General features: G+C 53.3%; 22 protein-coding genes. 12 read left to right on the forward strand and 10 right to left on the reverse strand.

The genetic code is table 11. The features are described 5' to 3' along the window. Positions 1 to 46: 46 nt before the first annotated feature. The 4 genes from QZJ86_RS15945 to lnt all read right to left on the reverse strand — a co-directional run bounded on the left by QZJ86_RS15945 (position 47) and on the right by lnt (position 5,652). Positions 47 to 1,411, reverse strand: a complete 1,365-nt coding sequence (locus QZJ86_RS15945) for an alkaline phosphatase PhoX (RefSeq protein WP_301671460.1) — start codon at positions 1,409 to 1,411, stop codon at positions 47 to 49. Between the two features lie 379 nt (positions 1,412 to 1,790). Further along, positions 1,791 to 2,504, reverse strand: a complete 714-nt coding sequence (locus QZJ86_RS15950) for a hypothetical protein (protein ID WP_301671461.1) — start codon at positions 2,502 to 2,504, stop codon at positions 1,791 to 1,793. Positions 2,505 to 2,563: 59 nt separating this feature from the next. Next, on the reverse strand, positions 2,564 to 4,072 hold the full coding sequence (locus QZJ86_RS15955; protein WP_301671462.1) for an alkaline phosphatase: 1,509 nt from the start codon (positions 4,070 to 4,072) through the stop codon (positions 2,564 to 2,566). A gap of 41 nt (positions 4,073 to 4,113) precedes the next feature. Continuing rightward, entirely contained in the window at positions 4,114 to 5,652 is a 1,539-nt protein-coding gene (gene lnt, locus QZJ86_RS15960; RefSeq protein WP_301671463.1) for an apolipoprotein N-acyltransferase, read from the reverse strand. A gap of 134 nt (positions 5,653 to 5,786) precedes the next feature. Here lnt and QZJ86_RS15965 point away from each other — a divergent pair, with 134 nt between their 5' ends. Beyond that, positions 5,787 to 7,295 carry a hypothetical protein gene (locus tag QZJ86_RS15965; RefSeq protein WP_301671464.1) on the forward strand — a complete coding sequence of 503 codons (1,509 nt, stop codon included), beginning with the start codon at positions 5,787 to 5,789 and terminating at the stop codon, positions 7,293 to 7,295. On the opposite strand, the gene QZJ86_RS15970 is transcribed toward QZJ86_RS15965, so the two are convergent. The 4 genes from QZJ86_RS15970 to QZJ86_RS15985 form a co-directional block, all read right to left on the reverse strand. Further along, positions 7,273 to 8,172 (reverse strand): 5'-nucleotidase, encoded by a 900-nt coding sequence (locus tag QZJ86_RS15970; RefSeq protein ID WP_301671465.1) that lies wholly within the window; start codon positions 8,170 to 8,172, stop codon positions 7,273 to 7,275. The two genes, QZJ86_RS15965 and QZJ86_RS15970, sit on opposite strands and share 23 nt — an antisense overlap. Positions 8,173 to 8,183: 11 nt before the next feature. Further along, complete coding sequence (locus QZJ86_RS15975) at positions 8,184 to 9,941, reverse strand: SPOR domain-containing protein (RefSeq protein WP_301671466.1); 1,758 nt, start codon at positions 9,939 to 9,941, stop codon at positions 8,184 to 8,186. A gap of 63 nt (positions 9,942 to 10,004) precedes the next feature. Continuing rightward, the gene (locus tag QZJ86_RS15980) at positions 10,005 to 10,736 is read right to left on the reverse strand and encodes a class I SAM-dependent methyltransferase (RefSeq protein ID WP_301671467.1); all 732 of its coding nucleotides are present in this window, start codon (positions 10,734 to 10,736) and stop codon (positions 10,005 to 10,007) included. Next, complete coding sequence (locus QZJ86_RS15985) at positions 10,733 to 11,038, reverse strand: DUF1244 domain-containing protein (protein ID WP_301671468.1); 306 nt, start codon at positions 11,036 to 11,038, stop codon at positions 10,733 to 10,735. Before QZJ86_RS15985 ends, QZJ86_RS15980 begins: the two co-directional genes overlap by 4 nt. A 112-nt stretch (positions 11,039 to 11,150) precedes the next feature. Here QZJ86_RS15985 and QZJ86_RS15990 point away from each other — a divergent pair, with 112 nt between their 5' ends. From QZJ86_RS15990 to QZJ86_RS16010, 5 genes are read left to right on the forward strand one after another with little or no spacing between them, the layout of a single operon-like run. Continuing rightward, positions 11,151 to 11,480, forward strand: coding sequence for a hypothetical protein (locus tag QZJ86_RS15990; protein WP_301671469.1), 330 nt, complete (start codon positions 11,151 to 11,153; stop codon positions 11,478 to 11,480). A gap of 28 nt (positions 11,481 to 11,508) precedes the next feature. Beyond that, positions 11,509 to 12,051: a septation protein A gene (locus QZJ86_RS15995; RefSeq protein WP_301671470.1), complete on the forward strand. Its 543-nt coding sequence runs from the start codon at positions 11,509 to 11,511 to the stop codon at positions 12,049 to 12,051. Beyond that, complete coding sequence (locus QZJ86_RS16000; RefSeq protein ID WP_301671471.1) at positions 12,051 to 12,353, forward strand: YciI family protein; 303 nt, start codon at positions 12,051 to 12,053, stop codon at positions 12,351 to 12,353. Before QZJ86_RS15995 ends, QZJ86_RS16000 begins: the two co-directional genes overlap by 1 nt. Beyond that, positions 12,350 to 12,613 carry a BolA family protein gene (locus QZJ86_RS16005; protein ID WP_301671472.1) on the forward strand — a complete coding sequence of 88 codons (264 nt, stop codon included), beginning with the start codon at positions 12,350 to 12,352 and terminating at the stop codon, positions 12,611 to 12,613. Before QZJ86_RS16000 ends, QZJ86_RS16005 begins: the two co-directional genes overlap by 4 nt. A gap of 14 nt (positions 12,614 to 12,627) precedes the next feature. Next, positions 12,628 to 13,608 (forward strand): peptidylprolyl isomerase, encoded by a 981-nt coding sequence (locus QZJ86_RS16010; protein WP_301671473.1) that lies wholly within the window; start codon positions 12,628 to 12,630, stop codon positions 13,606 to 13,608. A 99-nt stretch (positions 13,609 to 13,707) separates the two neighbouring features. Here QZJ86_RS16010 and QZJ86_RS16015 read toward each other — a convergent pair whose 3' ends face one another. Next, a complete protein-coding gene (locus QZJ86_RS16015; RefSeq protein ID WP_301671475.1) occupies positions 13,708 to 13,899 on the reverse strand; it encodes a (2Fe-2S)-binding protein in 192 nt (63 codons plus the stop codon). Between the two features lie 240 nt (positions 13,900 to 14,139). On the opposite strand from QZJ86_RS16015, the gene QZJ86_RS16020 reads away from it, so the two are divergent. From QZJ86_RS16020 to QZJ86_RS16045, 6 genes are all read left to right on the forward strand, one after another. Then, on the forward strand, positions 14,140 to 14,616 hold the full coding sequence (locus QZJ86_RS16020) for a formate dehydrogenase subunit gamma (protein ID WP_301671476.1): 477 nt from the start codon (positions 14,140 to 14,142) through the stop codon (positions 14,614 to 14,616). Further along, the gene (locus tag QZJ86_RS16025; RefSeq protein WP_301671477.1) at positions 14,616 to 16,160 is read left to right on the forward strand and encodes a formate dehydrogenase beta subunit; all 1,545 of its coding nucleotides are present in this window, start codon (positions 14,616 to 14,618) and stop codon (positions 16,158 to 16,160) included. The genes QZJ86_RS16020 and QZJ86_RS16025 overlap by 1 nt, the downstream gene beginning before the upstream one ends. Positions 16,161 to 16,180: 20 nt before the next feature. Next, on the forward strand, positions 16,181 to 19,033 hold the full coding sequence (gene fdhF, locus QZJ86_RS16030; protein ID WP_301671478.1) for a formate dehydrogenase subunit alpha: 2,853 nt from the start codon (positions 16,181 to 16,183) through the stop codon (positions 19,031 to 19,033). A 15-nt stretch (positions 19,034 to 19,048) separates the two neighbouring features. After that, positions 19,049 to 19,888 carry a formate dehydrogenase accessory sulfurtransferase FdhD gene (gene fdhD / locus QZJ86_RS16035; RefSeq protein WP_301671479.1) on the forward strand — a complete coding sequence of 280 codons (840 nt, stop codon included), beginning with the start codon at positions 19,049 to 19,051 and terminating at the stop codon, positions 19,886 to 19,888. Positions 19,889 to 19,891: 3 nt separating this feature from the next. Then, a complete protein-coding gene (locus QZJ86_RS16040) occupies positions 19,892 to 20,110 on the forward strand; it encodes a formate dehydrogenase subunit delta (RefSeq protein WP_301671480.1) in 219 nt (72 codons plus the stop codon). 246 nt (positions 20,111 to 20,356) lie between these two features. Continuing rightward, a complete protein-coding gene (locus QZJ86_RS16045; protein WP_301671481.1) occupies positions 20,357 to 22,024 on the forward strand; it encodes an IS5 family transposase in 1,668 nt (555 codons plus the stop codon). 220 nt (positions 22,025 to 22,244) lie between these two features. Here the strand turns inward: QZJ86_RS16045 and QZJ86_RS16050 are convergent, their stop codons facing one another. Beyond that, complete coding sequence (locus QZJ86_RS16050; RefSeq protein WP_301671482.1) at positions 22,245 to 22,892, reverse strand: response regulator transcription factor; 648 nt, start codon at positions 22,890 to 22,892, stop codon at positions 22,245 to 22,247. Between the last annotated feature and the right edge of the window lie 497 nt (positions 22,893 to 23,389).

Consider the following 23,389-nt stretch of genomic DNA (forward strand, 5'->3'; position numbering starts at 1 on the left):
CAAGCGCCGCCAAGCCCTCGGCGGCGGCTGCCAACTCGCTTTACGATTATTCGTCGCGGTTGGTAATCATCACGGTTTTGTCGTTACCAGTACCTGAGTGCTGAACATTGACGAACAAGGTATGTGGGTCTTTACCGAAGTAAATGCCGGTACCTTCCGCTGGTTTGTCCTTCAAAGAAGCGAACAGGTGCACACCGTCTTTGTAGCCATCGTTATTAGCGTCTTCGGAGTTAGGGTCGAATACCCAGATATCGCTGTAGTCATTGTCTTCCACCATCCACAGTTTACCGTCCGGGCCGTGGGCCAGATTGTCTACTTTGGCGAAGCCGGTGGTAGCGGTCGAATGTTTTTCGAACGGGGCATTCTTGCCGGACGCCACCACATATTTCACAGTAGGCTGCTCGCCCAGTTCCACGGCCAGCACCGCTCCGACCGAGTAACCTTGAGCGTTGGCACCGCTGGTGTTGGCCGCGTTATCGACATCTTCACAGGTCAGCGCCGCATACAAGGTTTCGCCAAGGCGTTCCAGATCTTCAGGGCGGCAGAATTGGGTAGCACCCACGGCAGTTGCGGCTACGCGCGCACTGATTTGGGCTTGAGCCATATCCAGCGCAACCCACTCGGCAGTGCCGGTTTTGGCACCGTTGGCTACTTTCAAAGCGTACAGTTGGCCGCTGGACAGGTCGCCATAGTTGGTCGGTACGAATTTATAGATCGAGCCTTTGCGGTCTTCGTCGATCACATAAACGTTGCCTTCGTCATCCAGTTCAAGGCCTTCATGAGACAGCGCACCCAACATCGGACGTACCGCTACGCTTTCCATGCTGGTCAGGTCGTCTTTCTTCATTTTCAATTCATAAACCAGGCCGCTGGTAGCTTGTGTAGCGACCGGATCAGGACGGTTTGCGGTGATCATTTCTTCAGCAAATAATACGGTTTGCCAAGGTGTCCAAACGATACCATCCAAAGCCTCCCAATCGGCACGACCTACGACTTCTTTGGCTTCACCGGTTTGCAAATCAACCACGGAAACCGCACCGCCGCTGCTTCCGTCGATGCGGGCAGAGTTGCCAGCAACAGTCGCGCTATCTGGGCGCACTTCATGCGTGCGGTACAGGTAGCGGCCTGCTTGTTTGCCTGTCTCGTTGACAGTGTTCATGTCATTCCAGTCATGAGCAGAATAGATGTTCAGGTCGCTTTCGTCAGAAACGATGGACTGGGTAAAGCCTGCTGGAATAACCCAGGGTTGGCTGTTCAGGATGGACGCATCGGTGGTTACTTGAGCATATGCGGAAGCGCCGATCGGATCAAAGCCCATAGGACCATTAACGATGGTCGATTCAGCATAAGCCGCGCCCGACAGCATGGCGGCTACAGCAACAGCCATCGCTTTTTTGTTTAACACTGACATTTTTCAAACTCCGAAATTGAATTGATCATCTAGTAAGGCGCCACTCATTAGAAATAATGGCTGACCTAATCACATCTGCCCTTCGCAAGGCAGGCTCATTGTTGACAATCAATATGAAAATTAAATGACAGATCGGTGACGTTTTGATAAACGCAGAATAGCGAGGGTTGTTGATGTCGGTCTCAAGCAAAATCCATACGAACGGCGACTTAAGCGGCGCTCAAGAAACTCTAATCGTCGACGCAAAAACACAGTTCTAGGTACTAATTTTCCCGGGGTCTCGCCTTCGACGGACTAGCGGGTCCGTTTTCGTCAGAGACCCGCTAGCTTTCAATGGATTAAGTTTTCACCGCTTTTGAAATTGACGGATTCTGCCGCTTTAATGGCGATGACTCTGTCCACCCTTGATTTTAGGCAGTATGGATTTGATGAAAGCGTCGTTTTCCTTATCGCCAATGTCAGCAAAATCGGTATAGGCGTAATCACCGGAGCGCCGATACGGCCAGGGCGATTGCGCCAACGGGTAAAGCGCGACGATGCGGGTGGTCAGGGTATGGCCGTGTTCGCTGCGTTTGATCAGCGCCGGCAATTGCTCGCGCGCCAACCAGCTGACTTCCATGACATCGTCCGGCGAACGGCTTTTATAGAGCAGCGCTGGACGACCGAGCGCCTCTTCCCGCCTATCGGCCAGCAATGGCGCGATCGTCGCTTGATTCAGTAAAGTCGAGATTGCCCGCCAATCCGGCTCGGCGCCGATGGCTTTCAAGTCGCCAGGCAGGTAATCGATGACTTGGCGTTGGTTATGAAACACCTGTTGGTAGGCAACCGTACCGGCCGATTTGGACCAGATTTCGCCGCTGTCGTCGTGCAAATTATGGGTTTCGACGTAATCGGCCGCACGCCAGAAGCGCCAACGATAACTACGAGCCGGTTCATCGCCATGGCCATCGGTTTCGACGGTGGTTTCAAACTCCGCCGCCAAGGCCGGCAATTGTTGCAGCACTTGAATTTGCAAAGGCTGGGCAGGCTGACTCGAACAGCCGCTCAATACCCACAACACGATAGGAATTAGCAATAATTTTTTGAACATCATTACTCCGGAAACAAGAAGAGACACCCGCAGGCGGCTCCAGTCGTCAATCGCATCATGTATTAGCGGCCGGCTTTAAACTTCAAGGCATGCGCCATCACCTGATAGATATAGCTTTGTTCCTGCACGCCATGAAATAGATGCGCTTTGGGACCGAAAGCGAAAATGGCCACATCTTCGGCTGCATGAGTTTCGAGAGCCAGCGGCACCGCGGCTTCCTGCAGAAAATCGGGATGCGCGGTATCGACCATGCTCAGATCGGGTCTGCCGTTCGCTCCGCGATAACCGGGGCCGTTAGCGTATCCCAAGGTCGCGTAAGGCAGACCGTTACTGTCCTTGGCCAAACCCGCCTCACCGGCTTGTTTCACCAACCCCATGATCGGGTTACCGCGTTGCGGATAGCCGGCAATGGTAAAGGTATGACTATGGTCGGCGGTGACGACGATCAGGGTGTCTTTAGGATTAGTTTTTTCCAATGCTTTGCGCACCGCATTGGATAATTCCACAGCCTCGGTCAAGGCCCGGTATGCGTTACCGGCGTGATGGGCATGATCGATACGGCCAGCTTCCACCATCAGCAGATAACCTTTTTTGTTTTTCGACAGAATATCGATGGCTTTTTCGGTCATTTCGGTCAACGACGGCTCGCCGCCTTTATCGCTGAGCCTATCGTGTTCGTATTCCATATGCGACCGCTCGAACAAGCCTAATAAATGCTCGGTGCGTTTGGGATCGACAGCATCGAAACCGGCTTTGTTATAGACATAGGCTGATTTCGGGTATTGGGTTAACCAACGCTGGGTTAAATCCACACCGTCCTTACGGCCGCCGAATTTATCGCTATCTTCCGGATCGGGGGTGGTATTGGGCAAAAACATGCTGCGGCCACCGCCCAACGCCACTTCCAGGCCGTTGCCATAGTCAAAATCCAGCAATTGTTTGGCGATGTCGCTGACCGTGGCGCCGGCCGGGATTTGCGCATCGGACTCCCAATCGCGCTCCGAAGTGTGCGCATAACACGCGGCGGGGGTGGCGTGAGTGACGCGGGCGGTTGACACCACGCCGGTTGACAGGCCTTTTTCCTCGGCTTGTTCCAGCAAGGTTTTCACCTTATAGGTATTAATCACATCGGCATTTTTTTCCTGTCGAGCCACCTGCATGCCTACCGACAATTCGCCGTCGTTGGTTTTCACGCCGGTAATCATTGCCGTCATAGTCGGCGCTGAATCAGGGGTTTGTTGGTTGGCGCTATAGGTTTTCGATAAGGCGACATAGGGTGCTTTTTCGAAACTCAGCGAATTTTCCTCGCCGCCACGATTATCGGGTTTGCGTTGCCCTTCCAAGATGCGCGCGGCGGTAATGGTGGAAATCCCCATGCCGTCGCCAACAAACAGAATCACATTTTTAGCGTACGCCTGATTGGCGACCAATCGCTCCGCCGCTTTAATCGCGTTTTCACCGGATTCCCGCCAGAACGCTGGCGTTTCCACTATGGGTTCGGCCAGTGGCGGGGTTGATGCAATGACCAACAAACCAGTCAACAGCAAGGCCTTGGATTGCTGATTCAGCATAAGATATTCCGTTAAATTTGGATGCCAGTTTAAGGTTTAAATCAATCGCCAATGCTCTCGACTGCATCAGCGGCCGGTTTGGGCGTATAGCCGGCGAACCAGCGGCGCCACCCGTACATCACCGTTAACAGCACCGCCAGCAGCGCAAACAGGCCTTTATCACCCAACACAACGTAAGGCGTCAGCCCGGTCATCGGCACGATTTGGTCGGTAATCGTCACGGTATTGAACAGTGGCGCTTGTTTGCGCAAGACACCGTCCGGGCCGACGAAGCCGGTAACGCCGGTATTGGTGGCGCGCACCAGATAACGGCCGGTTTCCAGCGCCCGCATCTGCGCCATTTGCATGTGCTGGTGCGGTTGCGAAGAATCGCCGAACCAGGCGTCATTGGTCATATTGACGATGTAGCCGGCCTCGGCGACTTGCCGCGCCACCAGTTCGCCAAACGCGTCTTCATAACAGATAGTCGTGACAAAAGCATGGCCGCCGGCGCTCAACAAGGTTTGCCGGTCGCCGCCGGCGGCGAAATCGCCGAGCGGAATTTGCAGTTGATCCAAAACCCAGCCCGATAACGGCTGGAGCGGTAAATATTCGCCGAACGGCAACAGATGATTTTTGTGATACAAGGCCTGCGTTTCGCCTAAGGTCATCACGCTATTGTAATAGTCCTTGCCTTGGCCGCTGCTGGGCAAACCCACCACCAGATCGACACCGTGTTCACGCGCGACGGCCTGAAGTGGATCGATATAAAACTCTTTGACCTGCGACAGAAAGGCTGGAATCGCGGTTTCCGGCCAGATGATCACATCCGAATCCCAGTGCTGTTCGGTCAGTTCGCGGTAAAGCTTGAGCGTGGCGAGTTTTTGGCTGGATTGCCATTTATGCTCCTGACCGATATTGCCTTGCACCAGGGTGATTTTGATCGGCTCGCCGGCCGCTTCGGTCCACTGCACGGTTTGCAAATAAGCCCCGCCCGCCCAGATCACCAGCAAAAGCGGCAGGCCGTGCCGCGTAGCCACTCTGCCTCGCAGCATCTCCACCGCAGTGAAGGCCGATAACGCCAATAAAAAACCGACGCCGTAGACACCGGCCAATGGCGCAAATCCTGCCAACGGCGTTTGAATTTGACTGTACGCAATTTGCAACCAGGGAAAACCATTCAACAACCAATAACCGCGAAAATACTCGACCGCCACCCAAGCGAGTGCAGCGCCGACGATCCGCAAGCCGTTAGCCGGCACAACCGACCATTTGGCAATCAGCCAGCCGGTCAAGGCCGGGAACAAAGCCCAGACCGCCACCAGCAATGCCGTCAGCGCGATCGAACTATAAGGATCGGCGCCGCCAAAGTCGTGGATACTGATATAGGTCCACCAGATGCCGGTCCCGAACAAACCCAAACCAAATAAATAGCCGATCAATGCTGCGCGTTTCGGCGTCCGTTGCTGCCATGCCGCATAAACAAATATCAGCGCCGAGATGGCGACGTATGCATAATCGTAAGGCGCAAACGCCAAAGTCAATAATGCGCCGCAGAAGGGGGCGGCCAACTCCCATTGGTACTTTAGTAGTCTATTCATTTAGGCTTGTGTATTCAGCGAGTGATGCCGGCATTTTAGTCAGCCATTGGCATTACTCAAAATCGGCGGATGCCTGAAATTTTAATCTGGACTAAACTTGCTATCGTTTCCAACGCAATTTAAGTCGCAAGTACATGACCCATAACGCTTCGTTGCCCTTTGAGCTTTCTACCGAATCGCTGGCCGGCTGGTTAAAATCCTTAAGTGCCTTACCTCCCGCCAATGCCGCCAACCAATTGAATCAAACCCTGAAACAACTGACGCGTGGCGAAGCGCTCAGCAACGCATTGTTACCGTTGCTGGTTAATTTAACCCCGCTGACCTTGCATTTATCCAACAATTTGGCGAATCTGGCGCGCCCGGACACCCAATCGACCACCGACAAAAAAGCTGTCAAGATCGCCAAGCTGGCCATCCAACTGCCCAGACATTTGAGTCTAGTTTTTTGCCAGCTAGCCGAGCATGAGGAGTTGGAGGAAGCGCAAGCCCGGTTGGCGATATACCATGCCTTGCAATTAATTGGTTACTGCCAACGCAATGGCGCACTGTTTTATGAAATGTGGTCTGCCACTTTGTGGAAAAAGACCGCGTTTCTTTATCAATTGGCCGTCGAGCAACAGTGGCTAGAACAAACGATACCGACAAAAATTCCGGAATTTAAGCTACATCCCAACATTGCCGCAGTCATCAGACGCAATCTGTTGTTTGCAATCAGCCAACCTAACCGTTACTCGTATGGCGAAATCAGCCAATTATTCGAACTGGCCAATCAGTATCAGCATTTACTCGAAATTGGCGACCATCAGGCTACCGACTTCAACTTTTACTGGGAAGCGGACTGCGGCGAGCCGAACCCGAAAAAACAAGCGCACTGGAAACTGCCAATGGGGTGTGTCGCGGTCAACAGTCTTGCCATCGGCCATGCTTTGCAAATGGGCGAAATCAAAACCGAGCTACCCGCAGAGACGCAAATCAAGCTAGTGCAACATTTGACCGGTTACCCGCAGATATTCGCTTCGACCATTATCGGCCAGCCGATACCCGCGCAATTGTTGTCCGGTTTTGCTTCCGTCACTACATCCTTGCATGCCGAAGACAAAGTCACCAAAATCATGCGTCTCAGCGCTCAATTAAATAACGGCAAGTCCATCGCCCGTGGCATGACGCTGGTTCCGCTGGAAAATGAGTCTAGCCATTACAAATCGATCGATCCGGCCAAGGTTAACTTCGTAGAGACGCGTTCGGTCTTAAACCTGTTACGAAGCCATAGCAATCAGTATCAGGTGGCGGAAAGCACTAGCCCGAACTGCACTACCGGCGATATTGGCTTGCTTTGCCGAGCGCAGCAACCGGCGATATTGGTGATCGTGCGTCAACAATCGTTGTATGAGGATGTTAAATTGATCCTGATGGAAGAAATAAAAGACAGTGTTGCGATCTACCACATCAGCGGCGCCGGCAATAAAGGCCAACAAGCCATTATTATCGGCGGGGAAACCGACCATCCCGAGGTGTTTTTACCCAGCGGCAAGTACAGTCTTGACAGTAAAATCTTGCTGAAATACGGCCCAAGCTTTTATCTGAAGGAATGCGTGGAACACAACGATTGTTTCGCCCGTTTCAGGATCCGTTTTGATTCGTGACGCCGTGCGGCACGTGAGCGGCGGCAACCTGATGCAATTCCGCCGACTCGCAATGCCCTTTCTGATCGTCAAAGAAAATATCGGCGCCGAACGCTTTTAAAAACGCGCCCTTGGGCATGCCGCCCAAAAACAAGGCTTCATCGATACGAATCCCCCAAGCCCGCAAGGTTCTGACTACCCGTTCATGGGCCGGCGCGGCACGGGCCGTGACCAGTGCAGTGCGGATCGGCGACAATTCTTGATCGAAATGGTTCTGGATCCGGTGCAAGGCGCTTAAGAATTCCTTCAACGGCCCGCCGGACAGAGGCTTATGCGCCTCGCTACGCTCGTTGGCGGCAAATGCCGCCAAACCATGTTGCTGATATATCCGTTCGGATTCGTCGGAAAACAGCACCGAATCGCCGTCGAATGCAATACGCAATTGCGACGACGGATTGGCGACTGCGCCCGAGACGATGGTCGCCGCAGCATAACCGGCAGCCAGCGCTTTCCTGACATCCTCGCCGTTGGCTGACAGAAACAAATGCGCGCCGAAGGCCGGAATATATTCGTAAGGCGAAACCCCGCTGGTAAACGCGGCCCGGCTGATCGCCAGTTGGTGATGGTTGATGGAATTGAATATCCGCAAACCGGTGTCAGCACTATTTTGCGATAGCAGGATGATCTCCACCAGCGGCGCACCGGGAAACGCTTTATTGATGTCGAGGAATTTTTTCACCAAGGAAAACCCGAAACCGGGCTGCAAAATTTCGTTTTCGTGCTCGATCTGGTAACGACAAAACGCTTCCTTGCCCTGGTTTTCGAAAATCGTATGCGACTCGTCCAAATCGAACAAGGTCCGCGACGACACGGCCACCACCAGTTTTTGATTATCCATCTGCCGATCCGCTAGTCTTTATTACGGGTAACCCATACCGAATCCAGATTGAGGGTTTTCTTGACCTTCGCCGCGTAAGACGCGGCCTCGTACTGGGATTTAAAACCATCGACACTCAAGCGATACCAACTTTCGCCCTTGGCTTCGGTTTTGCTGACTTTGGCCGGCACACCCTTGCCGGCAAACTCTTCGGCTTTGCGTTTGGCATACCAGTCCTGTTTGAAGGCGATCAGGTTCACCGCCCAGTTTTCCTGAACCACTTCCGGCTTTTTCTTTTCGGGTTTCGCCACCGGCGCCGCTGCCGCCGACCGGCCTTTTTCCAGCACGCTCATCTTGGTTTGCAAGGCTTCTATCGCCGCGCCCATTTGCATATTTTGGTTGCCAAGTTCGGCTAATTGTTTGCCCAGATCGCCGGTAGGTTTACCACCTCCGGCATCGGGTTGTATGGCCTTGTTCAGTTCACCGATCTGGGTGGACATCACCCCGCTGCTTACCGTCAATTCGTCCATCTGCTTGCGCAGCATTTCCTTGTCGGCGGCATCGCTGGCCGGCGCGGAACTGATCTGTTCTTGCAACTTGCCGATGATAGTCACTAAGTCGCCGACCTGCGACTTGGCGATCATGCCTTGAATGCCCAGGCCGGTGCCGATCAACAAGGCCGCGGCGGCCACGCCGTTGGCGACATAAGCCGCCACCGGTTTTTTAGCGGCAAGCGCATCCAAGCCGCGCTTGTTTTTTTTCTGTTCGGTCTGCAAACTTTCCAGGCCATTCAGGCAACTCGATAATTCGTCTTTGCCGGCCAACTCGGTCAAGTCGTGCCGGATTTGTTGCTGATGTTTCTTAAGCTCGACGATTTGCCGGTTCAACGTGCCAATGTCGCCGCTATAATCGACCGCCGGTACCGGTATCGGCGCGGGCGGCGTTTGCTGGACCGGTTCCGGCGTCCGCAACGGTTCCGGATTTGCTTCTCGCACCGGCGCAGCTACCACCTCTTCGACTGGTTCCTCTTCGATGGCCGCAGACAATTCCTGCTCCATCGATAAATCCGGCCCAGTCGGCAACGGCTGTTCGTCGACAGGCTCAACGCCAGCGGCTGGAAATTCCTCGGCCAGCGCAAATTCATCGATTGGCGGCACGACCGGCGATACAAAGTCGTCGTCCGCAGAAATATCGAAATCGGCCATTAGAAAATCGGCATGAGTACCCACCAACGCCGAGTCATCGGAAAACTCATCGATTTCCGTCATGTTCTCCAACTCATCCCTGGGCGCTACTGCCGAGCCGGCGACTAACATCGGCTCTTCGTCGGCCAAATCCTCGACCTCGCCGACGCGCTCCAATGCCGCCACCTCGTCAAATACCTCGGCCGCCGCCAGTTCGACGTCCTCTTGGCGGTTTTCGGCACCAACAATGTCGGCAAACTCGTCGTCAACCGTTTGTCCGGTGCGACGGGGATGGATGGCGATGTCTGTGTCGAAATCGTCGCCAAATTCATCGAAATCATCGGCCAGATTTTGCTTAGCACTCAGGTCGTCGCCGGCTAGCAAGCTGTCGATGTCGGCAAACTCCTCGAATTCCTGCCGCTCGTCTCGCTCGACGGTTTCGTCGCCAACCAATAGGCGATCGATTGCCTCATCGTCGTCTATCGTGCCGACCGTCTTGCTGGATATATCGTCAATATTGAGCATCGCATCCAAATCGTCAGCGAACGCATCCAAGGTTTTTTTGTTTTTAGCGCCAGTCTTTTTACTACCTGTCGATTCAGCCATGTCTTTTCTCACTTAAGCCGCAGATTATTCGGCGAATCCTGATTTGCGAAGCGCCGCCAAGCGTCATTTAACCGCCGTCACCAACGCATTGACCTCCATGCGTTGTTTTAACTCGATTTGCCGGAATCCGGCGTCGGCCAGTTGTCCGAGAGCCGTCGCTTCCCGCATGATATGGTTTTCCGATTCGTCATTGAACAAGTGGATAATCCAATGTTCAAGCAAATCCAGCCGATTGATTTCGGTCAATACCTTAAAATAACCGCCCACTTCCCGCTGCGTGCTGCGAGTATGCGCGGACATGTCGTCCAAGGCATAACGATCGCCGTTGACGAATTTGCCGCCGGGTTTTAACACCCGATATATTTCGGCATAGACCTGTCGGCGATAATCGTTTTGAAAATTATGCATGGTGTAGGCCGACGCCACCATATCGACGCTATCGTTCGCCAGCGCCCGCAATGCGCTCAGTGCATCGTCGCCGGAAAAATTTAAGCGGCCCGCCGCTACCCAGTCCTGCAAACTCTGTTTAGCCTGATTCTGCATAGCGGGCTCGTTATCGACGCTGAGCAGGCTCAAGTGATCGGCGGCCGACAAAATCGACAAGGTGGTGATGCCGGTACCGCCGCCAAGTTCGACCACCGTTTGCGGACTCTGTTGTGCTTGGCAATAGGTGCCCACCTCGACGCCAACCAGGCGACTCATTTCCGTCGCCAGCGGGCAAATTAACTTCAACATTTGATATTCCTGGCCGATCACGCCGGAGAACATCGCATCGAAGGCCTTATTGGCCATCATGACTGTCCTTTTAACTTTTGTTTGGCGTCGTAAGCGGCCAGTTGTTCGGGGGTGGCTTCGCGTTGGTATTTAGCCTTCCATTCACTATAAGGCATACCGTAAACAATTTCCCGCGCTTGCTCGTAATCGATCTCAACGCCGCGCTCGGTTGCCGCGGCCGCATACCATTTCGCTAGACAATTCCGGCAAAAATCGGCGAGCACCATCAGTTCGATATTTTGTACTTCGGTATGCTGTTGCAAATGGGCTAGCAGTTGTCTGAAAGCTGCGGCTTCCAATTCGATATGATCGGTTTGAACCATGAAATCCTCCTTTAAAACCGGCATTTTAGCAGCAAAGCCGCTCGGCTCATGTACAATTGCGAACAAAGATTCTACAATGAAGTATCGTTACTCAGGCTTTTAACGTCGCTCCGTGAACACCATACACAGTTCATCTCTCGCTTTCTATCCGGTCGGTTATACCCAGCCCCAAGCTGGACGACTGGAAAATAATCGTGAACAAAAGCCAAGCCCTGATAGCAACGCCATCGGTGGAAACCAGCACAATCTGGACTTACCGAAGCCCTCGTCAACCGCGCAAATCAAGGCAGCCTTGGCTGAGAACGGTTTGACAGTCAATAATAACGACCAGCCAACCAATTCGCGCACCTTGAAAGCATTGAACGCTTATACAGAAAACCGCAATCAACCCGCACAGCTTCGAGTCGCCGAAATTATTTCCGGTATCGATTTTTACGCCTAACCATCCCGCCCATTTTTAACCGTCAATCATGAAACCGCTTTTAGAGTTTTTCCCTATCGTTCTGTTCTTTGTCGCCTTTAAACTGTACGACATTTACATCGCCACCGGCGTGGTGATCGCGGCAACTATCGTCCAGGTGATTACCTACTGGCTGGTATACCGCAAAGTCGAGACCATGCAGTGGATCACTCTAGGCTTGATTCTGGTGATGGGCGGCGCCACGCTATATTTACAGGACGAGCAATTCATTAAATGGAAATTAACCATCATAGAATGGTTATTCGGCGGCGCCTTTTTGGTCAGTCAGTTTATCGGCAAGAAAACCTTTATCGAACGGATGATGGGCGCGAATCTGGAGTTGCCGGACCGGATATGGAAGCGTCTGAATTTAAGTTGGTCTTTGTTTTTTATCGGGATCGGCTTTCTTAATCTATACGTGATGTCGAACTACAGCACCGACGATTGGGTCAGTTTCAAAACCTTCGGCGTCCCTGGTTTGATGATCATCTTCATTGCCGTGCAGATGATCTTCTTATATAAATACGTGCCGGCGCCGGAGGCGAAAGAATAATGCTGTATGCCATTATTGCGGAAGATGTCGCCGATAGCTTGAGTAAACGACAAGCTGTCCGTCCGCAGCATCTGCAACGCTTGGAATATCTGCAAAACCAGGGCCGTTTGGTATTGGCCGGCCCACATCCGGCTATCGACAGCGACAACCCCGGCGATGCCGGTTTTACCGGCAGCCTGATCGTTGCCGAGTTTACCGACTTGCAGGATGCACAAAACTGGGCAAACGCCGACCCGTATCTCGCCGCCGGCGTTTATGCCAGCGTTATTGTTAAACCTTTTAAACAAGTATTTCCCCAATGACAGCCGACCATATCAGACAGAAGCTGGAAGAAGCTTTTAAGCCAGAATTAATCGAAATCATCGATCATAGCGCCGCTCACGCCGGACATGCCGGCAATAAGGGCGGCGGCCATTACCATGTCACTCTCGTATCCGCTCAATTTGAAGGCAAATCGCTGGTGCAAAGGCATCAGCTGGTTTACCAAGCTCTGGGCGACATGATGAAGGATGAAATCCATGCCCTCGGCATTAACGCTTTAACCCCCTCTGAAAACAGCTAAAGGAAATTCTTGATATGAAATTGAAACTTATCCCCCTGATACTGGCCAGCACCGCCCTGTTACCAGGCTGCTTCGAAGAAAAAGCTAAAGACACTGCTGCCCCAGCGGCACCGGTTGTCACTAAAGAGGACGCGGTTGCCTCGGTTAACGGTACTTATATCAGCAAAAAAACTCTGGAAACCCTGGAAAAAGAAATTGCCGAACGCAGCCAGGGCCAGACGTTTCCTAAAGAGCAATTATTGGAAGAGCTGATTCAACGCGAATTGTTGATTCAACAAGCCGTACAAAAGCAATTGGATAAAGCCCCGGAAGTCATCGAGCGTATGGCTACCGTTAGAAATTCCTTGTTATCGCAAGCCGCTCTGCAAGATTATCTGAAAACCAACCCGGTCACCGACGAAGAAATCAAAGCGGAATACGACTCTAAAATGGCTAATATGGGCAGCGAATACAAAGCCCGTCATATCTTGGTAAAAACCGAAGACGAAGCGAAAAAACTGATCGCGGAACTGGAAAAAGGCGGCGACTTTACTGCGCTGGCTAAGAAACATTCCATCGACCCGATGGGCTCGGAAGGCGGCGATTTAGGTTGGTTTACCGCCGACCGCATGGTCCCGCCTTTCTCCGAAGCGGTTGTTGCGCTGGAAAACGGCAAATTCAGCAAACAACCGGTGCAAACTCAGTTCGGCTGGCACGTGATTTTGCGTGAAGAATCCAGAGCATTGACCCCACCGCCGTTCGACGCGGTGAAGGAACAAATTCGGCCGATGCTGCAGCGTCAGAAAGCACAGGCCATGATCGAAAATCTGCGTAAAAACGCTAAAGTCGAAGTGCTGTTGCCGCCCACACCGCCAAAAGCGGAAGAAGCCCAACCAGCCGCTCCGGCAGAACCGGCCGCGCCAGCGCCTGCTGCTGAACAGGCACCTGCTGAACCAGCCGCCGCAGCACCAACCACCGAAGCCAAACCCGCCGAACCGGCAAGCACAGCGAAGTAATCCTTCCTAAAAAACAGGGCGGTATATCCGCCCTGTCTTGTATTTAAACCCGCGCATCATTGGCGACCGAATCTGATTCGGCCGCACAACATACCGCAATTAAGCCGCCTGCGCTCGCATCGGCTGATTTTGCAGATTCTCGTCCAGCATGGCTTTGATGCTGGCCGTGCATTTTCCGCACACGCCGCCCGCCCCCGTGCATTGCATCAACTGCCTACGACTACACACACCCTGATTGATTGCTTGAGTTACCTGCTTATCGGTGATCGCTTTACACACACAAACGTACATAATGCCCTCTCAAAATCCAAGTTCGGATTAATGATAACAATTATCATTTAAAAGTAAAGTGTCCCACTTCGCTTTTTTTGCAGGCTCGAACTTCCCAATGCACAGATAGTCGAATAACGTAATTTCTCAGTTTTGCTGAGGAAATACGCGGGATTGAGGCATGAACCCGAATTGCAAACCCGGGTTTGTTCATGATTAAATACGTCGATAACCTTTCCGTTATTTATCACAGAGCCGATGATGCAAGACTATCAAACCCAAAAACCCATAGTGTTGGAGATACTGAACACTCATCAAGCGATGCCGGGTAACCTGTTGCCAATTTTGCATGGCATTCAGGATACACTGGGCTACATCCCGCCCGCAGCTGTCGCGGACATTGCCAAATCGCTCAATCTTTCCCACGCAGAAGTACATGGGGTTATTAGTTTCTATCATTATTTTCGGGACACTCCACCCGGCAAACATACCGTCAGAATTTGTCGGGCCGAATCGTGCCAGGCCATGAACGGAAAGTCTTTAGAAAATCATGCAAAAAATAAGCTTGGCATCGACTTTCATGAAACCACGGCCGACGGCTCCTTTTCACTGGAACCTGTTTATTGCCTGGGAAACTGCGCTTGCTCACCATCGATTACTGTAGACGACGAGGTGTTTGGCCGCGTCACTCCGGAAAAATTCGATCGACTGCTAGCCTCATTTAAAGGTACCGAATAATGACCCGCGTATTTATTTCCCGCGACTCCACCGCGCTTTCTCTCGGCGCGGAGCAAGTAAGCAAAGCACTCAAGCAGCAAACCGCCGACATAGACAAAAATGTCGAAATTGTCCGTAACGGCTCACGCGGACTATTCTGGCTAGAACCACTCATCGAAGTTGAAACCAGTCAAGGTCGAGTAGCTTATGGCCCGGTTCAAGTAGAAGATGTTGCGTCTTTACTCGACGCCGGCCTGCTGGAAGGCAAGCAACACCCGCTCTATTTGGGTAACATCGAAGATTTACCGTATTTCAAAAACCAGAACCGCTTAACCTTTGCTCGTGTCGGCCTGACCGACCCAGTCAACATTGATGACTATCTGGCTCACGACGGCTATCGCGGCCTGAAAAATGCCTTAGGCTTACAACCCGCTGAAATCGTCAAGCACGTTACCGACTCGGGCCTGCGCGGTCGCGGCGGCGCGGCATTCCCAACCGGCATCAAATGGAACACCGTGTTGAATGCACCGGCCGAACAAAAATACATCGTCTGCAACGCCGACGAAGGCGACTCCGGCACGTTCTCTGACCGGATGATCATGGAAGGCGACCCCTTCGTTTTGATCGAAGGCATGACCATCGCCGGTCTGGCGGTCGGTGCGACTCAAGGTTACATCTATCTGCGCGTCGAATATCCGCATGCCAAGGTAGCATTGAATCAAGCCATTGAAGCGGCCTACAAAAATGGTTATTTGGGCGAAGACATTCAAGGCAGCGGCAAGACCTTCCACCTGGAAGTGCGCAGTGGCGCCGGCGCTTACATTTGCGGCGAAGAAACCTCACTTCTGGAAAGTCTGGAAGGTAAACGCGGTTTAGTGCGCTTCAAGCCGCCGCTTCCCGCTATCGTCGGTCTGTTCGGCAAGCCCACCATCGTCAACAATGTCATTTCACTGGCCTCAATTCCGGTGATTCTGGACAAAGGCGGCGAATATTATAAAAACTACGGGATGGGCCGTTCGCGCGGCACCCTGCCCTTGCAACTGGCCGGCAACATTAAACATCCGGGATTGTTTGAAGCGGCTTTCGGCATGACCTTACGCGAATTGCTTTACGATTACGGTGGCGGCACTGCCAGTGGCAGACCGATACGCGCCGTGCAGGTCGGCGGTCCCTTGGGCGCTTATCTACACGAAGGCCAGTTCGATACCCCGCTCGATTACGAAGCCTTCGCGGCTATATCGGCGGTATTGGGCCACGGCGGCATCGTCGTGCATGACGAAACCGTCAATATGGCCGACATGGCCCGTTATGCGATGGAATTTTGCGTGGAAGAATCCTGCGGCAAATGCACACCTTGCCGGATCGGATCGACGCGCGGCGTTGAAGTAATTGACCGCATCGTCGACGGCGTGCAAAAGGATAAAAATACCGTGTTGTTGCGCGATTTGTGTGACACCATGACCTACGGATCTTTGTGTGCGATGGGCGGCATGACACCTTTTCCGGTGTTGAGCGCGCTGAATCATTTCCCTGAAGACTTTGGCCTCGAAGCCGCCAAAGCCTGATCGATTACCAGGAGATTAATATGTCTGCCAATAACGAAATAGATTACGGAACTCCAGCGAGTTCGTCCGCAAATCAAGTCACTCTGGAAATCGACGGCCACGAGGTCACTGTCAATGCCGGCAGTTCCGTGATGCGCGCTGCCGCCGAAGCAGGGATCAACATTCCTAAACTCTGCGCTACCGATAGCCTCGATCCTTTCGGCTCTTGCCGAATGTGCCTGGTGCAAATCGAAGGCGCGCGCGGCTATCCGGCCTCGTGCACGACGCCGGTCGCGGACGGCATGAAGGTCTGTACCCAGAACGACAAATTGGCTAGCATCCGGCGCGGCATCGCCGAACTGTATATCTCCGATCATCCCTTAGACTGCTTAACCTGCGCCGCCAACGGCGACTGCGAATTGCAGGACACCGTCGGTCAAGTCGGCTTGCGCGAAGTGCGTTACGGCTTCGACGGCGAAAACCATCTTAATTCCGAAAAAGACGTCAGCAATCCCTATTTCAGCTTCGACCCGTCGAAATGTATCGTCTGTTCGCGTTGCGTACGCGCCTGCGAAGAAGTGCAAGGCACCTTCGCACTGACCATCGACGGCCGCGGATTCGATTCTAAAGTCTCTCCGGGACAAAACCAACCGTTCATGGAATCGGAATGCGTATCCTGCGGCGCCTGCGTACAGGCTTGCCCCACCGCGACACTGATGGAAAAATCGGTGATCGACAATGGCGTACCCGAGCACAGCACTATTACCACCTGCGCTTATTGCGGGGTCGGTTGTTCCTTCAAAGCCGAAATGAAGGGCGAACAACTGGTACGTATGGTGCCGGATAAAAACGGCCAGGCCAATCATGGCCACTCCTGCATCAAAGGCCGTTTTGCATTTGGTTATGCGACACACAAGGACCGCATCACCACACCGATGGTCCGCGAGAAAATTTCCGACCCTTGGCGCGAAGTCAGCTGGGAAGAAGCGATCGGTTTTGCCGCCAACAAATTGAAAGGCATTCAAGCCAAATACGGCAAAGACTCGATCGGCGGCATCACCTCTTCGCGCTGCACTAACGAAGAAACCTACCTGGTGCAAAAACTGATCCGCGCCGGCTTCGGCAACAACAATGTCGATACTTGCGCCCGCGTCTGCCATTCGCCAACCGGCTATGGACTGAAAGTCACCTTTGGCGAATCGTCCGGCACACAAACCTTCGACTCGGTGCAGAAAGCCGATGTGATTATGGTGATCGGCGCCAACCCAACCGACGGCCACCCGGTGTTCGGTTCGATGATGAAACGCCGCTTGCGCCAAGGTGCCAAGCTGATCGTCGTTGACCCGCGCAGTATCGACTTGGTACGCAACAGTCCGCACGTCAAAGCCGATTATCATCTGAAACTACGTCCCGGCACCAATGTTGCCGTCGTTACCGCCCTGGCCCACGTCATCGTCACCGAAGGCTTGGCAGACGAAAAATTTGCGCTCGAACGTTGCGATGTCGAGTCGTTCAATAAATGGAAAACCTTTGTTGCACTACCTCAACACGCGCCCGAAGCAGTTGCCGAATTGACCGGCGTACCCGCCGAAGACATGCGCGCCGCGGCGCGTTTGTACGCAACCGGCGGCAATGGCGCGATTTACTACGGCTTGGGCGTTACCGAACATAGCCAGGGTTCGACGACCGTCATCGGCATCGCTAACCTGGCAATGGCAACCGGCAATATCGGCCGAGACGGCGTCGGCGTCAATCCGCTACGCGGCCAGAACAACGTACAAGGCTCATGCGACATGGGCTCCTTCCCGCATGAGTTCGTCGGCTACCGCCATGTGTCCGACGCGGCAACCCGCACGCAATTTGAGGCGGCTTGGGGCGTTAAGCTAGCATCCGAACCCGGCCTGCGCATCCCCAACATGTTTGCCGCCGCCATCGACGGCAGCTTCAAAGGCTTGTACGTGCAAGGTGAGGACATTGCCCAATCCGACCCTGACATTCAGCATGTGCACCATGCCTTGCGCGAATTGGAATGCTTGGTGGTTCAGGACATTTTCTTGAATGAAACCGCCAAGTTTGCTCATGTATTTTTGCCCGGCTCCTCATTCCTGGAGAAAAATGGCACCTTCACCAATGCCGAACGCCGAATTTCACCGGTACGCAAAGTCATGACGCCACTGGCCGGCAAGGAAGACTGGGAAGTCACTCAGGACTTGGCAAACGCCTTGGGTTATCCGATGAATTACAACCATCCGTCGGAAATCATGGATGAAATCGCCAGGCTGACCCCGCAATTTGCCGGCGTCAGTTACGCCAAAATCGAAGAGATGGGCAGTATCCAATGGCCTTGCAATGACGAGACACCGGACGGCACCCCTATCATGCATGCCGATCACTTCGTGCGCGGCAAAGGTCGTTTCATGTTGACCGAATATGTAGCTACCGAAGAACGCACCAGCAGCAAATATCCGTTGATCCTGACCACAGGCCGAATTTTGTCCCAATACAATGTCGGCGCCCAAACTCGCCGTACCGAAAACGTCGCCTGGCACGAAGAAGACCGTCTGGAATTGCATCCGCACGATGCCGAAGTATTAGGCATTAGCGATGGCGACTGGTGTGGCGTGAAAAGCCGTGCCGGCGAAACGGTATTGAGAGCCAAGATCACCGACCGTATGCAGCCGGGCGTGGTTTATACCACCTTCCACTTCCCGCATTCCGGCGCCAACGTCATCACGACCGACAACTCAGACTGGGCCACCAACTGTCCGGAATATAAAGTCACAGCCGTGCATGTCGCCAAAGTTGCGCAACCGTCGGAATGGCAGCAGCAATACCAGGACTTTTCCGACAATCAATTGTCCCTGTTGGAAAATCGCATCGCGGTCAGCGAATAATCAACAGCCCGGCTTATGGATGCAGTTTCAAGCGAATTGGGCTGGACCAGCTATCGAACCGGTACTTTCGATAGCTGGCGCGGATCGGTTCATACCAGCAAGCAAGATTACGTCGCCGAGGAAGTGCCGGTGGTGCTGGTCTACAACACTATCCCACATGTGGTGATGTTGACTACGCCGTTGAATTTGGAAGATTTCGCGCTGGGCTTTAGCCTGACCGAGGAAATCATCGGCCATGCCTCGGAATTGCAATCGGTACGTGTCGTGCAGCGTTCCAAGGGCGTTGAAGTGCGGATGACGATTCCGGAGGGCCGTTTTGAAAAACTGCACGGCAAAGGCAAGAACATGACCGGCCGGACCGGTTGCGGATTATGCGGCGCCAGCACTTTGGAGCAAGCCATCCGACATCCGCATCAGGTCGGGCAAGGCTTAGCGTTGAATGCGGGATTATTGAGCAGCGGCTTCGCCGATATGGCGCAAAAACAATCCCTTAATTTACTGACCGGCGCGGTGCATGCCGCGGCTTGGCTGCATCCCGAGCGCGGCGTTGTCGCGGTTCGAGAAGACGTGGGCCGTCATAATGCGCTGGATAAACTGATCGGTTCGCTGGCCAAGGCCAACTGCGATTTTGAAAACGGCTGGCTGCTGGTCACCAGCCGCGCCAGTTACGAAATGGTGCAAAAAGCAGCCAGTGTCGGTATCACCTTGCTGGCAGCGATATCCGCCCCCACGGCCTTAGCCATTCAACTGGCGGAAGAGTGCGGATTAACCTTGATCGGTTTCGCCCGTCACGAGAATCACGTAATCTATACCAACCCTCATCGTTTACAACATTATCAAGAATCAGCCGCATAAATCATGGATATCCACAATCTCATTAAAATGGCCAATAATATTGGCGCCTTCTTCAAATCCGAACCCGATAGAGAACTTGCCATCCAAGGCGTCGAGCAGCACATCAGAAACTCTTGGGAACCCCGCATGCGTAAAGCTATCGTCGAGTATGTCCAGCAAGGTGGCACTGAATTGATGGACATCGTGTCGGAAGCGGTATTGCACATTGCCAAACAATCCTGATCAGTAGGGCTTACCAAAACAACGCTATAAGCCACCCTGCTCACACCAACAGCATTCCAGAGAGAACCGGGCGTTTCCCCAACTGAAACTCTTGGGGAACAAGCTTGGTAAGCTTACAGCTTTCTAATGAAAGCTACTTAGAGTCTGCTCAGAAAATATAACCCATTGATTAAGCTTAGTTATTGAGGGATTTTGGTATAATTGCTGCACGAAAAACATGCCATTAGCCTCAAAAACCGTGCAGCCATGATTCGAACCACGAGCTCAAAACAACTGACGATAGCTGAATTCGACTGGCCGTTCGAGACAGCCCTGGATAAACACAATCGCTGGGTAAAACTGAGTGAGTGCATCCCGTGGGACGAACTGGCGGAATGCTATTACCAAGGGATGAGGGCGGACCGGGGCCGGCCGCTGAAAGACGCGCGGCGCGTAATCGGCGCGGTGATCATCAAGCACAAACTGTGTTTGTCAGACGTGGAAACCGTCCAGCAAATCCAGGAAAACCCGTACCTGCAATACTTCGTCGGCTTGCCCGGCTACCAAGCGGCGGCGCCGTTTGCGCCGTCGTTATTGGTCGAAGTGCGCAAGCGCATGGGCGAAGCCGTGTTCGAAGGCTTTCACCGCGCCATCATCGAGGCGCACGAGGGGCAAAAGCCGACCCCGACCAAACTGGAAACGCCGCCGGCCGCGGCAACGCCCGCTGCGTCTGAGCCGAAGGCCGCGGCTAGCGTGACCGCGCCTGAAGCTGAGGTTCAGCCCGAGGCGGCCGAAGCGGCCTTGGATTTTGCCGATAAAGACGGTGTCCCATCGGCACCGGAGCCGGAAGCACCGGCCGCCCCGCGCGGCCAATTGATTCTGGATGCCACCGTGGTCGAACAAGCCATCCGCTTTCCCACCGATTTGAGCCTGTTGAACGAAGCGCGGGAATTAACGGAACGGATCATCGACACCCTGTGCAAGCGCCTGAAGGTCACGGACAAACCCAGGACTTATCGCCACAAAGCCCGCAGTGCGTATCTGGCCGTCGCCAAACAAAAGCGCCCCGGCCGGAAAGTGCTACGCCGAGGCATCAAGCAACAGTGGCAATATCTGCGCCGCAACCTGAGCCACATCGAACAACTCTTGGCGCCCATCCCTCAGGGTTCGCCGCTGCCGTTGCCGGGTTGGCTGCTGCATCGCTACTGGGTGATTCAGCATCTGTACCAGCAACAATGGGACATGTATCGAAACCAGACCCGCCGCTGCGACCGCCGCATCGTCAGTATCAGTCAACCCTATGTGCGGCCGATGGTGCGCGGCAAGTTGGACAAGCCGGTCGAATTCGGCGCCAAACTCAGCGTCAGCCTGAGCGGCGAAGGCCTAGCTCATGTCGATCACCTGCGATGGGATGCCTTTCACGAAGGACTGGATCTGGTCTCGCAAGTCGAAGCGTACTTGGCGCGCTACGGCCACTATCCGGAACGGGTGCTCGCCGATCCGATCTACGGCACGCGCGCCAACCGCGACTACCTGAAGCAACACGGTATCCGCTTTGCCGGCAAACCGCTCGGCCGCCCCAAACGCGAAACCGAGGCCAACCGGGAGCAACTCAAACACGACAAAGAACAGCGCCGGCAGGAATACCTGCAGCGCATCCCCATCGAAGGCAAATTCGGCCAAGGTAAAAGCGGTTACCGACTCAACTACATCCGCGCCAAGCGCGCCAACACCTCGTTCGCCTGGATCAACACCATCTTCTTGGTGATGAACCTGCTGGTCCTGCAAGGGATCTTTTTTGCCCTCGGTCAATGCCGCCTGGTCGGGTTACTGCAAATGATCGTGCGCGCCTGGAAACAAAAGATTTGGAATCTGCGCACCCATTCTAACTTGGCCGACCCGATTTGCTCGTCATTGCCACAGCTGATTTACTGAGCAGACTCTACTTAAACAGCGGAACTAAGCAGCTGAATTTCTTGCGGTAAAGTCCTACCCAAATGTCTGTTCAACTGGCTTCTGACCGTTTGATGGGGAACCCACGATAAACGCATGCTTTCAAGGACTTGTCGGTGGATATTACCGCGAATATCCTTGGCTTGGTCATGGATACACAGACCAATTGCATTGCTATCTACTATCAATCTCCTGTTGAACTTCAGGCCATTCCTCTTTGATATTGATCGATTTCTTTTAGCAATATGGCTAACCGTAGCCTGTCATCGACGTTCAACTTCCTAAAAATCGAAGATAAATGAGCTTTCACCGTTCGTTCCGATATATTCATGGCACAAGCGATGCGTTTATTACTCTCGCCCTGGCGTATCATATTGGCCACTTCCACTTCGCGAACCGATAAACTGGCAAGCATTTTCAATTTTTGTTCAGTATCGGCGGTTTTAGGCGTCAGTTGCGCTCGCCAGTTGCTGGTCAACACCCCGATTACCTTGGGTACCAAAGCGCGACGAATCCAAATGTCACCAGCAAGAATACAGGCGATCGCCCGCGCCAACAGTTCCGGCGCATCGGCTTGTTCGCAATAACCGGCGGCACCGTTAATCAACACATCGATCTGCTTATCTTCCGGCCAATCCGTACCCATAACCAGAAAACGGGTATTTTTATTAGCAAAAACCGATAACAAACTGGCGTCGTCGTCCAATTTTTTGGCATCGAAAAGCACCGCATCGGCTGTATATTCGCTACGGATACTGTGCAGCATACTAACGTTATATTCCGAGATCAGCGCGTGGGTCCATTGCGCGGTCAGCTGAGGATTATTAGAATAAATCAGTATGTTAGCCACGAATAATATAAATGTCGTTGGGGTTATCGTTCTCTTAATGCCCGATTTATGGCTTTCAATATCGGCTTTAGCAAATAATCGAGTACCGTTTTCTTGCCGTTTAAAATATCGACCTCAGCTGCCATCCCGGCAATAATTTCGAGTCGTTCGTCCGCCGTTTTTTCCAGATGATTTTTTGCGGTACATAATCGAATCAAATAGTAATTATCTTCGTCTTTTTCTAACCGGGAACGCTGTCGGCACTAATATGTCCCAGCGAAACATCCGGTCCACCATAAATAGAAACTAAGTTTTACCACAGCTTTCTGTCCAGGACGAAGAAAACCCATATCGGCCGCGCGAACGAACACTGCCGACGTCAACTTGTTGTTGGCTAAAGCAGACCCGCGACCAAGGCCTTCGCAGTTTGCGGGATATCCAATAAATTACAGAACCGACCGCGATGCCCGCAACACAGGACCGTCAAACGTCGGACCCGGCCCGGCCCGGCCCGGCGA

The organism is Methylomonas montana (assembly GCF_030490285.1).
GTDB classification, from domain to species: domain Bacteria; phylum Pseudomonadota; class Gammaproteobacteria; order Methylococcales; family Methylomonadaceae; genus Methylomonas; species Methylomonas montana.

Excerpts from the sequence above, each read along its gene's own strand:
- QZJ86_RS16020 (WP_301671476.1), top strand. The coding sequence starts at position 14,140 with ATGCAAGACTATCAAACCCAAAAACCCATAGTGTTGGAGATACTGAAC.
- QZJ86_RS15985 (WP_301671468.1), bottom strand. The coding sequence starts at position 11,038 with ATGGTTCAAACCGATCATATCGAATTGGAAGCCGCAGCTTTCAGACAA.
- QZJ86_RS16015 (WP_301671475.1), bottom strand. The coding sequence starts at position 13,899 with ATGTACGTTTGTGTGTGTAAAGCGATCACCGATAAGCAGGTAACTCAA.
- QZJ86_RS15970 (WP_301671465.1), bottom strand. The coding sequence starts at position 8,172 with ATGGATAATCAAAAACTGGTGGTGGCCGTGTCGTCGCGGACCTTGTTC.
- QZJ86_RS16040 (WP_301671480.1), top strand. The coding sequence starts at position 19,892 with ATGGATATCCACAATCTCATTAAAATGGCCAATAATATTGGCGCCTTC.
- QZJ86_RS15980 (WP_301671467.1), bottom strand. The coding sequence starts at position 10,736 with ATGATGGCCAATAAGGCCTTCGATGCGATGTTCTCCGGCGTGATCGGC.
- QZJ86_RS15950 (WP_301671461.1), bottom strand. The coding sequence starts at position 2,504 with ATGATGTTCAAAAAATTATTGCTAATTCCTATCGTGTTGTGGGTATTG.
- lnt (WP_301671463.1), bottom strand. The coding sequence starts at position 5,652 with ATGAATAGACTACTAAAGTACCAATGGGAGTTGGCCGCCCCCTTCTGC.
- QZJ86_RS15945 (WP_301671460.1), bottom strand. The coding sequence starts at position 1,411 with ATGTCAGTGTTAAACAAAAAAGCGATGGCTGTTGCTGTAGCCGCCATG.
- QZJ86_RS15965 (WP_301671464.1), top strand. The coding sequence starts at position 5,787 with ATGACCCATAACGCTTCGTTGCCCTTTGAGCTTTCTACCGAATCGCTG.
- QZJ86_RS16045 (WP_301671481.1), top strand. The coding sequence starts at position 20,357 with ATGATTCGAACCACGAGCTCAAAACAACTGACGATAGCTGAATTCGAC.
- fdhD (WP_301671479.1), top strand. The coding sequence starts at position 19,049 with ATGGATGCAGTTTCAAGCGAATTGGGCTGGACCAGCTATCGAACCGGT.
- QZJ86_RS16005 (WP_301671472.1), top strand. The coding sequence starts at position 12,350 with ATGACAGCCGACCATATCAGACAGAAGCTGGAAGAAGCTTTTAAGCCA.
- fdhF (WP_301671478.1), top strand. The coding sequence starts at position 16,181 with ATGTCTGCCAATAACGAAATAGATTACGGAACTCCAGCGAGTTCGTCC.
- QZJ86_RS15995 (WP_301671470.1), top strand. The coding sequence starts at position 11,509 with ATGAAACCGCTTTTAGAGTTTTTCCCTATCGTTCTGTTCTTTGTCGCC.
- QZJ86_RS16025 (WP_301671477.1), top strand. The coding sequence starts at position 14,616 with ATGACCCGCGTATTTATTTCCCGCGACTCCACCGCGCTTTCTCTCGGC.
- QZJ86_RS15955 (WP_301671462.1), bottom strand. The coding sequence starts at position 4,072 with ATGCTGAATCAGCAATCCAAGGCCTTGCTGTTGACTGGTTTGTTGGTC.
- QZJ86_RS15975 (WP_301671466.1), bottom strand. The coding sequence starts at position 9,941 with ATGGCTGAATCGACAGGTAGTAAAAAGACTGGCGCTAAAAACAAAAAA.
- QZJ86_RS16010 (WP_301671473.1), top strand. The coding sequence starts at position 12,628 with ATGAAATTGAAACTTATCCCCCTGATACTGGCCAGCACCGCCCTGTTA.
- QZJ86_RS16000 (WP_301671471.1), top strand. The coding sequence starts at position 12,051 with ATGCTGTATGCCATTATTGCGGAAGATGTCGCCGATAGCTTGAGTAAA.